Here is a 12,940-nt window from a genome sequence, read left to right as displayed (position 1 = left end):
ATGCCTTATCTAGGGCTAGATAAGGCATTGGAGGCCAACCAAGGCGCTTGTTACCTAAACGCCTATTGATGGTTTAGTGGTTAAGCCAAGCTGGTAAAATAGCCACCGACTCAGGCGCTGTAAATGAGTAGCTGACATCTGCAGCTATATCGCCTCCGGGGCTATTTAAAATATTGTCGAAACGCATTACTAGACCGTTTGATTTCTCAGCAACATAGAGATGGCTGCCTGTGTACATAATATCTACAGGGTTACCAAGCTGACTAGCGGGGCCTGCGATGTTAACGCTAACGTTGGTTAAACCACTTGCCATTGATGCATTATTTATCACGTAAATTTTACCGTCTGTTGCATCCGCAGCACTGCCTACATCAGAGATAATTAACGAGTTACTGGTTGGGTCGTAGTCTATGCCATGAATGTTTGTTGGCGCCGCAAATGCAGTACCACCCGATGCAGGAGTAATTAAGCGATCTTCACCGGAAATAGTTGTCATGCCCGCTAGCCATTTGCTTTTAACTTCATCGAATACTGCAACCGTCCCATTGGTCAGTGCAACAAACGCTTTATCTGTTGCAGGGTCATAGTCAACATCCCAAGGGCGCGCACTAGCACTAGGAGTCAGTGTCATGAGTGGGCTTACATCACCTGTTGCGCAGCTTGAAAATATCAGCACCCCAGGTGTAGTTGGATTGAATTCTGCAACAAATACCATGCCAGCATCAGATGCTACATCAAGCCCCTTCGGTGAAATAATACCGGTATTTGCGCCGGTAATTAATCTGTCTTGAGCCATTGAAAAACTTTCGCCATCACGAGAAGTCGCCACTTTAGTTGAAATTGCAACGCCGCCAATTGAGGTGCTTGCATTATCAAATGTGGCATAGCTGGTTCCTGATTTGTCGAATGCAACACTTTCAATGGTTTGGCTTGCATTATAAGTCGCAAGCTCGGCTGTTAAAGGAGCATTTAGACGACTAATTTGCCCTGTAGTAGGGCCTGCGGTTCCAGGGTTACTGCTGACTGCAACACCAAGTAGTGGCATATTTACCATGATACTATCTGAGCTATCTTGCATATCGTTATGCATGATGGTTTCTGTAATTGATTCTGGTTTTGTGGTCGCAGTGACTAAGTCTGGTGAAATATCACCGCTTGGGCCTGCAAATATGTTACTAAAGACCAGAACTGCGTCATTTGATTTTTCAGCGACTCTTAAGTCACTTCCTGTGAGGCTTATATCAACTGGGTTACCTAGCATAGACATAGGCCCTGCAATATGACGATCTACCGCGACCATGCCACTGGCTTGTGATGCATCAGAAATAACAAAAATTGCACCATCTGTTGCATCTGATGCACTGCCTACATCAGAGAGTACTAAGGTGTTAGTTTGCATATCAAGCGCGATGCCATGAATGTTGACTGAAACTTTAGCACCACTGTCATCGCTAGGTGTAATTGTTCGGGCTGGTGTTGCGACAAAGCCACCACTGACGTAATTGTCATAAACTGCTACATCACCATTGGTTAGTGCAACGTATAAACGATCGTTGTCATCGTCGTAGGTTAAGTCCCATGGTTTTGCATCTGTGATTGTTGTTGCAAGTGGGGCCACATCACCTGCAGCTTCTTTACCGAATACAGTGACTTGCATCGCATTAAAATCAGCAATCAGCACCAAGCCATGCTTATGAGATACATGAATACCCTTAGGGTTGACAAGGGTTGTGTTAGTACCGCTTATCATACGATCAATACTGCTGTTGTAGCTGTCATCGCTACGACTGAGCACCTGACATACGGTGCTTAACGAGCCATTACCAGAATCCGCTGCTTGCACTAAATTACCTAGGCTATCGAATGCAACACCTTCGTTGGCGCCGCTATTAAACGTACTTAATTTAGCCGCATTTTGGTCAATCAAGTTGACTGTGCCTGCGTTATCAGCGCCATTGTTAGCTAGAATAAAGGTGGCTGCCGCAAAGCCTGGCGCACCATTTTGCCCATCCATTCCATCCGAACCATCTTGTCCTGCAACACCTTGTTGACCTGCTGCACCGTCTTTACCATCATCGCCACTACAGCCTGCAATACCAATCGTAACAGCGAGTGCTAAGGCCGAAATTGTTAATTTCATAAGTTTAGATTGAGTGTCGATTTGCTCTACTGCTAGGTTGTTTTTAAACGCTTTCATTTGTTCATACCTTCTCTAATATTCCATCAAATGTGAACAGACATCGGTTTTGCTTAGCACAGCTTAAAAGCATATTACTTGCTCACGGGTTAACCTCATTGAATAAACGAAGAAGGGGTATGATTGGATGCAGAAAAATTAATTATTTTTCAATTTTTTTGGATGTGATTGTTCTATAAATAAAAAAAAGGAGCTCTATGCTCCTTTTTGTAAATTAATGTCAGGCTATGAATGCGTTGATACTGGTTACTATTCCTTGGGTATCTAATCCCATTTCTGCATGCATCTCTTGTTGAGTGCCATGCTTAATGAATTCATCAGGAATACCTAAGTTCAATATTTTCACATTCGCTTTAGCGGCTGCTAAATACTCATTTACTGCAGAGCCAGCACCGCCAGCAATGGCGTTATCTTCTAATGTCACAAGTACATCGTGCTCTGCTAGTAAGTCATCAATAGCGTGTGTATCAAGCGGCTTAATAAAACGCATATCAAGTAAGCTGGCGTTGAGTTCTTTTGCCGCCAGTTCAGCGTTTTCTAGTAATGTACCAAACGATAAAATCGCCACTTTACTGCCTTTGCGTATAGTGCGTGCACGGCCTATTTCAATTGCGCTCATTTGCGTTTCAACGTCACAATTGCCCGCACTGCCACGCGGGTAGCGAACAGCCACTGGCTGATTACATTGGTAACCAGTGTAAAGCATTTGTCGGCACTCATTGGTGTCGCTAGGTGCCATGATAATCATGTTTGGTATGCAGCGCATAAAGCTTAGGTCGTAGGCACCTTGGTGAGTTTCCCCGTCTGCGCCAACAATACCTGCACGGTCAATGGCAAATAAAACAGGAAGGTTTTGTAGTGCCACATCATGAATGAGCTGATCATATGCACGTTGTAAAAAGCTTGAGTAAATGGCAACAACTGGTTTTAAGCCTTCACATGCTAAACCTGCTGCCAGTGTTACTGCATGTTGCTCGGCTATAGCAACGTCAAAGTATTGCTCGGGGTATTCTTTCGAAAAGCGTACCATGCCTGAGCCTTCACGCATTGCTGGGGTAATCGCCATCAGCTTGTCGTCTTGTGCTGCCATATCACAAAGCCAGTCACCAAACACATTAGAGAATGTTGCGGCTCCTGGTTTTGATTTGGGTAGTTTTGACATGCTCGGATCAAATTTTGGTACACCATGGTAGCCAATAGGGTCCGCTTCAGCAGGTTTATAACCTTTCCCTTTTTGCGTTTTTATGTGCAGTAATTGTGGGCCTTTAAGATTACGCATATTGCGTAAGGTATCAACCAACATATTTACATCGTGCCCATCAATCGGGCCGATATAATTTAAACCCAGCTCTTCAAAGAAAGTGCCAGGGATGACCATACCTTTTAAGTGCTCTTCCATGCGACTTGCAAGCTCTTTTACTGGAGGCAAGCCTGATAGCAGCTTTTTGCTGCCTTCACGGATGTTGGTATAAAAACTACCTGATAAGATTCGTGCAAAATGATTGTTCAGTGCACCCACGTTTTCAGAAATCGACATTTCATTATCATTTAAGATAATTAATACGTTAGGGTTTACATCACCCATGTGGTTCATCGCTTCGAATGCCATACCTGCGGTAATCGCACCATCACCAATAACAGCTACGGTTTTTCGATCTTTACCTTCTTTTTCAGCGGCAATGGCCATTCCTAGCGCGGCTGAAATTGATGTACTTGAGTGACCCACACTAAACGTGTCGTACTGGCTTTCTTCGCGAAATGGGAAAGGGTGTAAGCCGTCTTTTTGACGAATAGTATGCATCTGGTCACGGCGACCCGTTAAAATTTTATGTGGGTAGGCTTGATGGCCTACATCCCAAACGAGTCGATCAGAGGGCGTGTTATAGACATAATGCAGAGCGACAGTTAATTCAACCGTGCCTAACCCTGAGGCTAAATGACCACTACTTTGCGAGACTGAGTTAAGCAGGTACTCGCGTAACTCTTTACTAAACGCAGGTAATTTATCTTGCGCTAAATCACGCAGCTGTGCTGGCTCGTCAACCAAACTTAATAATGGATACTTGCTACTATCAAGTGTCATGATTTTATATACATCCTTCGCTAACCAGAGTGCATTATAGCTTATTGTGACTCTGATTTTTTAGTTATTTTGTCGTTGTTTTACGCATCAATATTTGCGTTCAACAATATAGTTGGCAAGCCTTGCCAGTTCACTCGTATCGAAATTAATCGCCTCTAAAGCTTGATGTGCTTGCGCGAGTAAATCTTGCGCTTTTTGCTTTGCACCATCCAGTCCTAAAAGAGCGGGGTAGGTTGCTTTATTTGCTGCAATATCTGACCCTTGCGGTTTGCCAAGTGTTTCTGTATCTGCTTCGACATCTAGGATATCGTCTTGTACCTGAAAAGCCAGACCTATCGCTTGTCCAAACAAATTAAGCTGTTTTAATGTGTGTTCGTCACACTGATTGGCACACAATGCACCTAGGGTTATTGCACAATTAAGCAGTGCCCCTGTCTTCAGTTGGTGAATACGCTCTAATTGTTCGACACTGATTTCATTATTCGTCGCACTAATGTCAAGCGCTTGACCACCTACCATACCTTCAATACCTGAGGCTTTGCTTAATGAGGCGATCATTTTTATTTGCTGCGCTGGCGGTACAGAAAAAGGATGATTGGCAATTAAGTCAAAGGCAAGTGTTTGTAGTGCATCACCTGCAAGAATAGCGTTTGCTTCACCATAAACTATATGGCAAGTAGGGCGGCCACGTCGCAGATCGTCATCATCCATTGCTGGTAAGTCATCATGAACTAGTGAATAGCTATGGATACACTCAATGGCTGCTGCAAGAATATCGAGGTCTTTTTTCTGTGCCCCCATCATCCTACCTGTTGCATAAACAAGGTAAGGACGTAATCGTTTGCCGCCATTTAACACGCCATAATGAGTGGCTTCTTTTATTGTTTGTTCGGTATCTAAAGGCTGATCAAAATAGTGATTAAGTGTTGCTTCAACATCATTGCGAGCATCTTGCAGTTGGTCTATTAATTGCACTGAAATTAGTCCAAATTTGAATCGAAATTGCTCAGTGGAGCTTGGCTATCGTTACCCATAAGTATGGCAACTTTTTGTTCTGCTTGTTGTAGTTTACCTGATGAGGCATTAGCTAATGCAATACCACGTTCAAACTGCTTAAGAGATTGCTCTAATGACAAGTCACCCTGTTCCATTTGTACAACAATATTAGATAATTCATCCAAGGCTTCTTCAAAGCTCAAGTTTTCTGGTTTCTTCGCTGCCATAGTGGCCTCACTAGCTGATAGAAAGTGAGGCCAATTTTAGGGGGAATGCTAAACTAGGTCAAAGAATGATGTGTTTTTTTACGCATAAAGCAACGCCAATATGCTATTTTTACGCTTTTAGACACAAGATAAACTTGTAGCTTGAGAAACTTACATTAAAATAAAATTAATTCATTTAATGATTTAAGTATTTCAATTGCTTGCCGATAAGCAGTTAATAATAAAAATTTGATGCCTTAGGGTATCGTGCAATTGTTCCTCTGGAGGGGTATGTGGATTTAGCAACCATAATAGGTATTCTTGGTGCCATAGGCTTAATTGCTATGTCGATGGTGTTAAGTAGTGATGGCCAAGTTGCAATGTTTTATAACACCCCTTCGGTGGTCATTGTATTTGGCGGCTCTATTTTCATTGTGTTGTCAAACTTTACTATGGGTCAGTTTTTGGGCATAGGTAAAGTTGCCGCGAAAGCTTTCATGTTCAAAATAGAATCTCCAGAAGAGCTAATAGAGAAAGCTGTAGAGTTAGCTGATTCAGCACGTAAAGGTGGTTTTTTAGCACTCGAAGAAGCTGAAATTCCTAATGGATTTATGCGCAAGGGCGTTGATATGCTCGTCGATGGTCATGACGCCGATGTGGTTCGTGCTACCTTGCAAAAAGATATCGCACTTACTGCAACTCGTCATGAACATGGCGCGGGACTATTTAAATCGTTAGCCGACATAGCTCCTGCAATGGGTATGATAGGCACGCTAATTGGCCTTGTTGCCATGTTATCAAATATGGATGATCCTAAAGCTATCGGTCCTGCGATGGCCGTTGCACTGTTAACGACATTATATGGTGCTTTCTTAGCGAACGTGGTTGCTATTCCAATTCAGGTCAAACTAGAGCTACGTAAAGACGAAGAGGCTCTTAATCAACGCTTAATTCTCGACGCAGTACTAGGTATTCAAGACGGTCAAAACCCGAAAGTAATAGAAGGTATCTTGAAAAACTACTTAGCAGAGTCTAAACGAAAAGTGGATACTGAGGAGTAAGCATGTCTGATCAAGAGTGCAAATGTCCACCTCCGGGTTTACCAGCTTGGATGGGAACCTTCGCAGATTTAATGTCACTGTTAATGTGCTTCTTTGTACTCTTGCTTGCCTTTTCTGAAATGGATGTTCTTAAGTTTAAGCAAATTGCCGGCTCAATGAAGTTTGCTTTTGGTGTGCAAAACAAAATTGAAGTAAAAGACATCCCAAAAGGAACTTCAGTAATAGCCATGGAGTTTACGCCAGGTAAACCCGAGCCTACGCCTATCGAAACAATTCAACAACAAACGGTTGAAATGACCCAGCAGATGTTGGAATTCCAAGCCGGTGATGAAAGCTCAGCAGGTGGACGTCAAGAGCAGCGTGGTAATAAGCGTGGCGGTGAGTCTCAAAGTACAGCGCAAGAACAAGCGATGGATCAATCTATTTCCGCTGCGAATCAAGAACAAACCAACGAGCTTGTGAAGAAGATTGCGCAACAACTTGAACAACAGATTATTGATGGGGCGATTGAACTAGAGTCTTTGGGCCAGCAAATTATTATTCGTATTCGGGAAAATGGCTCATTTCCTTCTGGGAGTGCGTTTTTACAACCTAAATTCAAACCAATTATTCGAGATATTGCAACCTTACTAAAAGACGTGCCTGGCGAAATAACGGTATCTGGTCACACTGATGATTTTCAGGTTTCCAATGAGCTATATACCAATAATTGGGATTTATCTTCAAAGCGTGCAGTTGCAGTTGCAAGTGAAATGGAAAAAGCCCCAGGTTTCGATAAATCGAGAATGGTCGTAGTGGGTCATGCTGAAACGAGGCCACTTGTTCCCAATGTTACCGATGAAGATAGAAAGCGTAACCGTCGCGTCGAAATCTCAATTATGCAAGGCAAGGCGCAAGAGTCGGATCCTATTGATGTAAGACCCTAAATCAGTTACAGTTACAATTAGTTAAAGAATGTAATGGGTATAAGAATGAAAAAGCTCGATAAATATTGCTACCTGCCAGGTAACGGTGATGGTAACGATGGTAAAACAGAAAACTGATTAAGGTCGCTACTTGTGCCGGATTGGTTTAACTCTTTTATTGTTATATTGGGTAATAGCTGGGTGTTCATTCTGAGCCCAGCTATTTTTGTTTTTTATATCAGAAATGATTGGCTCGCCTTTAGGTTTTCTGTAATAACCGCTAGTTTTTTTCTATATGGCACTCTTATCCATTCAAGCCTTAGTGAGTTTGATGACATCTTTGTTTGGCGTTACGTTGTATGGGCATTTAATGACATAGCATGGATGGCCATCATTGCTTATCTTGGTATAAAAGATAAGGTTTATCTTTGGCAGAGCGTACTAGGGCAGTTAGTCGTTGTAATGGCACCCATATTACAACTATTTCGCGTAATTGATATTCACTTATGGGATTTATCGTATAGCACATATATGTATAAAACCTTACTCCCTCTTATTAATATAGGCACCGTAGTTGTATGTTATTTGCCTATGATTTACTTATTCACCCGTCGCAATAGGCTCGCCGAGACCATTCCTAAGTAAAAAATGCTGTGTTAGACTACTGTTTATAAAAACAGTATTTAGTGTTGCATTATGAAACTTTACATTGCCGAAAAGCCGTCTCTAGCAAGAGCCATTGCTGATGCATTGCCAAAACCACAAAAAAAGCAAGATGGCTATATTGAGCTTGCTAATGGTGATTGTGTTTCTTGGTGTATTGGCCATTTGCTTGAACAAGCTGAGCCTGACGATTACGACGCAAGTTTTAAAAAGTGGCGATTTGAGCACTTACCTATCGTGCCCGAACAATGGCAGTTAAAACCTAAAGCAAAAACACGCAAACAACTCACCGTATTAAAAAAGCTGATTAAGCAAGCGAGTATAATCGTCCATGCCGGTGATCCTGACCGTGAAGGCCAGTTATTGGTAGATGAAGTAATTGAACAGGTCAAATTAAGCCAAGCTAAAAAACAGCAAATCCAGCGGCTCTTAATAAGCGACTTAAACTTAAGTGCAGTTAAAAAAGCGCTGAATAATTTAAAGTCGAATCGCGATTTTATTCCCTTGAGCGTATCTGCCTTAGCTCGCTCACGTGCTGATTGGTTATTTGGCATGAATTTAACGCGAGCTTATACGCTTGCTGGACAAAAAGCAGGGTTTGGTAATGTGTTGTCTGTTGGGCGTGTACAAACGCCTATCTTAGGTTTAGTCGTTAATCGTGATAATGAAATCGCTAATTTTGTAACAAAACCTTTTTATGAAGTTTTGGCTCATCTTGAAACAGAGCAGCAACAAACATTCTCTGCTAAGTGGCAACCAAGTAAAGCATGCGAGCCCTATCAAGATGAAGAAGGTAGAGTCTTACATAGAGGGCTTGCTGAAAATGTTGTGTCACGAATAACTAATCAACCAGCTAAGGTGGTTGAGCTTGAGCAAAAACAAAAAAAACAACAAGCCCCATTGCCTTATAATTTATCTGCTTTACAAATTGATGCAGCAAAAGCGTTTTCAATGCCAGCACAAAAGGTGCTCGATACCTGTCAAAGTTTGTACGAACGCCATAAGTTAATTACGTATCCTCGTTCAGATAATCGCTATTTACCAAAAGAACACCATAAAGATGCAACGAGTATTATTGCTGCAATTGCTAAAAATGAAGGGCAAAGTAGTGAAGCTTGTAAGCAAGCTGATATGAGCAAGCAGAGTAAATGTTTTAATGACAACAAGGTTGCAGCTCACCACGCGATTGTTCCTACCGAAAAGCAGCTACGCTCAGCATCATTAAATAGTGACGAACAAAAAATCTATCGGTTGATCTGTCGTCATTATTTAATTCAGTTTTATCCAGACTATGTGTTTAACGAAACCAAATTAACGGTTGAAATTGCGGGTGGTCTTTTTAAAACTGCTGCTAAGCAAGATATTAGCTTAGGTTTTAAAACATTAATGGGGAAAACAGAGTTGAAGGATGAGCAGACCTTACCTGCTCTTGAAAAAGGCCAGCAGTTGCACTGTAATCAAGGTGAAGTGATAGACAAAATGACCACACCGCCAGCGCACTTTACTGATGCTACCTTACTAAGTGCTATGACAGGCATCAGCCGATATGTGAAAGACTCTGAAATTAAAAAGATCCTCAAAGAAACGGATGGTCTAGGGACTGAGGCTACACGGGCAGGCATTCTTGAGCTTTTATTCAAGCGCCGCTTTTTAGAGCGTCAAGGTAAAAACATTTTAGCTACAGCAACAGGTAAAGCTCTCATAAGTACATTACCAGAGCAGCTTGCTAGCCCTGACTTAACAGCTAAGTGGGAAGCATCATTAGGGAATATAGCTGAACAGAATATGAGTTATCAGCAGTTTTTAACGCCATTACTGACTGAGTTACGTGCTTTAGTCGATCAAGCCAAACAGTGCGACAGTCAAGTCTTTGCTCAATTACCAAAAACGCCGCAAAAGCGACGTTTTAAAAGAAAAGCTAAGCCCAGAGCTAAATCAACCTAAACTACTGTTTGTTGAATAGGGCAACCGCGGCATTACTCATCGCTGTAATACCCGTAGGAAGTGCTTTTTTGTAATCAGGTGCAAACTTACTTGAGTGTAAAGAAGGTAATGTTGCACCAGATTGCATCGCCGCATCATACTGACTAGGCTCAACACCACCTAACCAAAATAAAGTAATTGGAATATTCTTATCTGTACGTCCGTATAAACCAAAGTCTTCGCCGGCCATCACAGCGTCAGTTTCCAGTACATTGCTCTTGCCTATTGCGTTAGAAATAGCATTACGGACTAGATTGGTTTGCTCAGGATTATTATAAGTAGATGGAATAGACTCATCTTCATGCACATACACTTCGGGCGCTAAGCTTTCATCAAGTCCTGCACTTAATGCAATCCCTTTAGAGATACGTTTAATTGCTGCGATTTGTTGTAATCGCACTTCAGGGTTATAACTACGAAGCGTTAATTGCAGTTTAACTTCATCTGAAATGACATTGTGTTTAGAGCCACCGTGAATTGAGCCAACGGTGATCACTGATGGCTCTAATGGTGACAATTCTCTGCTAGTGATCGTTTGTAGTGCTAATACAATACGTGAAGCAATCACAACAGGGTCAATGGTTGTGTGTGGGTAAGCACCGTGACCGCCTTTTCCTTTTACAGTAATATCAACTGAGTCAACACTTGCCATTGTGTACTCATTTTTCATGCTGATTTTACCAGCTGGAACACTGGCACTGACATGTAAAGCAATAACGTGGTCAGGCGTAGGGTACTTGGTAAAAAGTCCTTCTTTAAGCATTGCTTTTGCACCACCGCCTACTTCTTCAGCGGGTTGTGCGACCATCATTAATGTACCTTGCCACTGATCTTTGTGTGTCATTAACTGTTGGGCTGTGCCAATAAACGAACTCATGTGAATATCATGACCACAGCCATGCATTACACCTACAGTTGAGCCTTCGTCGTTTGTAACCGTTACTTTTGAAGCGTACGGTTTACCAGTTTGTTCAACAATGGGTAAGCCATCTGTATCGGTACGGATCATCACAGTTGGTCCAGTACCATTTTTATAAATACCAACTACGCCATAGCCTCCTACATTATCAGTAACCTCAAAGCCAAGTTTAGTAAGTCGCTTTGCTAATTTTTTACCTGTTTGTTTTTCATGATAAGAAAGTTCTGGAGATTGATGTAAATCTAGGTAAAGCTTTTCAATCTCTGGCATGGTTTTCTGAAGATTTAAATCTAAGGTTGTTGCTTGTGTTATGGGAGTGAGAAGTAATAACGCAGCAGATATAACTGATAATTTCATAATGACCTCGACTGAATGGGCTTGTAATTGTTATGTTTGTCACCATATAAAAACCTAAATACTTATATAGTGCAATTGATCAAATGAATAATATGGTAAATGTTACTCCACAGAATTTACAGCAAGTACTGGGTGAGACCTCAGCCGAAAAATTAGTTTTACTAACTTTCTACTCTGCGCAAAACCCAGAGTGTCATCAGCAAGCTGTCATTTTAGAAAAAATCGCACATGAATACGGTGAGCATTTATTAGTAGCAACCTTAGACTGTGATGTTGAGCAGGCTCTTGCAGCGCAACTTGCACAGCAAATTGGTTTGCAAGCATTACCGACGCTTGTGATGTTAAAAGATTCAGCACCTGTCGATATGTTACCGGGCGCTCAAACAGAACAGCAAATTCGTGATGCGCTTGCAAAACATTTACCTGCCCAGCACGAGTTATTACTGGAGCAAGCTAAGCAAGCGTTAATTAATCAAGATTTAAATAATGCGTTTAATTATGCGAAGCAGGCTTATGAGCTTGATCCGAGCCATACGCGTGTAAAATTAGTATTAGCTGATATTTGTATTCAAATTCATAAATTAGAAGATGCACAAGCATTACTAGATTCAGTGGCAGAGAATGAACGTGATGCGTATTTCACAAATATTCAAGCAAAGTGTGAACAAGCATTAGCTGCAACAGACTCTCCAGAAATAAAAGCACTGCAAGCTAAAGTTGAAAAATACCCAAATGATTTAGAGATAAAAGTAGAGCTAAGCAATGCGCTCAATAACGCGGGTCGTAAAGAAGAAGCTTTAGAGGTATTATTTAATGTGCTTAAAAAAGATCTTAACTACGCGGATGCAAAACCAAGCTATCTAGAAATCATTGCCTCTTTACCTGATGGCGATGCATTGGCGTCTAAGTATCGTCGTAAACTATATAGTATCTTGTACTAATCCATCATTGATTGATAAAAGCGTCATTAAAAATCGTGGCGCTTTTTTATTTAAAAACTTGCGTATTACCTAATTTCGATAATACTTAAGATCCTCTCGAGAAAAGTTGACTGTATTTTGTACAGTAAACTGTGTTTTTTACTGCCTTTAGCTTGTTTTTTGCGCGAAAGGTAAGTTTTTAGTAATTTTCTACAAAAAGTGCTTGCGTTAATTCTTCGCATCCCTATAATGCGCATCCACTGACACGGCGGGCAGCAATGAAAAGCGCTAAACAAACTGGCAGAGAGTTAAGTAAAACTTCGGTTTAAAACGGTCTAAAAAGAAAGTTTAAAGTTAAGTGTTGACTCGAAAATTTAAGGATGTATTATACGCATCCCTAGCGACAACGTCGCAACGTTCTTCAGCCATGAGCTAAGAACGCAGTTCTTTAAAAATATAAAGCAATCATCTGTGTGGGCACTCGTACAGATTGAGTTCTAACAGCGAAGCTTAGTTTATACTGAGTAACGCAAACAAATTTAGAGTCTCAATTGAACTGAGTGACCAACGGCAATAAATTTATTTATTGCAGCACAGTCAATTCGATATCGAAAGATATCAAAATTCAGAATTCATTGAGCATGTCCTTC

10 protein-coding genes are annotated in these 12,940 nt (G+C 41.4%); 5 read left to right on the top strand and 5 right to left on the bottom strand.

Annotated features, from left to right (window positions below):
* Window positions 1-73: 73 nt before the first annotated feature.
* The 4 genes from L3V38_RS16855 to xseB all read right to left on the bottom strand — a co-directional run bounded on the left by L3V38_RS16855 (window position 74) and on the right by xseB (window position 5,503).
* A complete protein-coding gene (locus L3V38_RS16855; RefSeq protein ID WP_237120088.1) occupies window positions 74-2,197 on the bottom strand; it encodes a hypothetical protein in 2,124 nt (707 codons plus the stop codon).
* A gap of 220 nt (window positions 2,198-2,417) precedes the next feature.
* Window positions 2,418-4,280, bottom strand: coding sequence for a 1-deoxy-D-xylulose-5-phosphate synthase (gene dxs, locus L3V38_RS16850; RefSeq protein WP_237120087.1), 1,863 nt, complete (start codon window positions 4,278-4,280; stop codon window positions 2,418-2,420).
* Between the two features lie 87 nt (window positions 4,281-4,367).
* Complete coding sequence (gene ispA / locus L3V38_RS16845) at window positions 4,368-5,255, bottom strand: (2E,6E)-farnesyl diphosphate synthase (RefSeq protein WP_130150835.1); 888 nt, start codon at window positions 5,253-5,255, stop codon at window positions 4,368-4,370.
* A gap of 5 nt (window positions 5,256-5,260) precedes the next feature.
* Window positions 5,261-5,503 (bottom strand): exodeoxyribonuclease VII small subunit, encoded by a 243-nt coding sequence (gene xseB, locus L3V38_RS16840; protein ID WP_062570206.1) that lies wholly within the window; start codon window positions 5,501-5,503, stop codon window positions 5,261-5,263.
* A gap of 272 nt (window positions 5,504-5,775) precedes the next feature.
* Here xseB and pomA point away from each other — a divergent pair, with 272 nt between their 5' ends.
* From pomA to L3V38_RS16820, 4 genes are all read left to right on the top strand, one after another.
* Complete coding sequence (gene pomA / locus L3V38_RS16835; RefSeq protein ID WP_062570207.1) at window positions 5,776-6,543, top strand: flagellar motor protein PomA; 768 nt, start codon at window positions 5,776-5,778, stop codon at window positions 6,541-6,543.
* Between the two features lie 2 nt (window positions 6,544-6,545).
* Window positions 6,546-7,469 (top strand): flagellar motor protein MotB, encoded by a 924-nt coding sequence (locus tag L3V38_RS16830; RefSeq protein WP_130150836.1) that lies wholly within the window; start codon window positions 6,546-6,548, stop codon window positions 7,467-7,469.
* 132 nt (window positions 7,470-7,601) lie between these two features.
* The gene (locus L3V38_RS16825; protein WP_130150837.1) at window positions 7,602-8,093 is read left to right on the top strand and encodes a hypothetical protein; all 492 of its coding nucleotides are present in this window, start codon (window positions 7,602-7,604) and stop codon (window positions 8,091-8,093) included.
* Window positions 8,094-8,144: 51 nt separating this feature from the next.
* The gene (locus L3V38_RS16820; protein ID WP_237120086.1) at window positions 8,145-10,055 is read left to right on the top strand and encodes a DNA topoisomerase III; all 1,911 of its coding nucleotides are present in this window, start codon (window positions 8,145-8,147) and stop codon (window positions 10,053-10,055) included.
* Window position 10,056: 1 nt separating this feature from the next.
* On the opposite strand, the gene L3V38_RS16815 is transcribed toward L3V38_RS16820, so the two are convergent.
* Window positions 10,057-11,370 carry an amidohydrolase gene (locus tag L3V38_RS16815; protein ID WP_237120085.1) on the bottom strand — a complete coding sequence of 438 codons (1,314 nt, stop codon included), beginning with the start codon at window positions 11,368-11,370 and terminating at the stop codon, window positions 10,057-10,059.
* Between the two features lie 83 nt (window positions 11,371-11,453).
* Between L3V38_RS16815 and L3V38_RS16810 the strand changes: the two genes are divergently transcribed.
* Entirely contained in the window at window positions 11,454-12,311 is an 858-nt protein-coding gene (locus L3V38_RS16810; RefSeq protein WP_062570212.1) for a tetratricopeptide repeat protein, read from the top strand.
* The last annotated feature ends 629 nt before the right edge of the window (window positions 12,312-12,940 follow it).

This window comes from Pseudoalteromonas sp. L1 (genome assembly GCF_021728095.1).
GTDB lineage: Bacteria > Pseudomonadota > Gammaproteobacteria > Enterobacterales > Alteromonadaceae > Pseudoalteromonas.
This window is presented reverse-complemented; position numbering and strand designations above follow the sequence as displayed.

Coding starts and splice junctions, on each gene's coding strand:
- L3V38_RS16815 (WP_237120085.1), bottom strand. CDS start 11,370: ATGAAATTATCAGTTATATCTGCTGCGTTATTACTTCTCACTCCCATA.
- L3V38_RS16810 (WP_062570212.1), top strand. CDS start 11,454: ATGAATAATATGGTAAATGTTACTCCACAGAATTTACAGCAAGTACTG.
- L3V38_RS16820 (WP_237120086.1), top strand. CDS start 8,145: ATGAAACTTTACATTGCCGAAAAGCCGTCTCTAGCAAGAGCCATTGCT.
- dxs (WP_237120087.1), bottom strand. CDS start 4,280: ATGACACTTGATAGTAGCAAGTATCCATTATTAAGTTTGGTTGACGAG.
- L3V38_RS16855 (WP_237120088.1), bottom strand. CDS start 2,197: ATGAAAGCGTTTAAAAACAACCTAGCAGTAGAGCAAATCGACACTCAA.
- xseB (WP_062570206.1), bottom strand. CDS start 5,503: ATGGCAGCGAAGAAACCAGAAAACTTGAGCTTTGAAGAAGCCTTGGAT.
- L3V38_RS16830 (WP_130150836.1), top strand. CDS start 6,546: ATGTCTGATCAAGAGTGCAAATGTCCACCTCCGGGTTTACCAGCTTGG.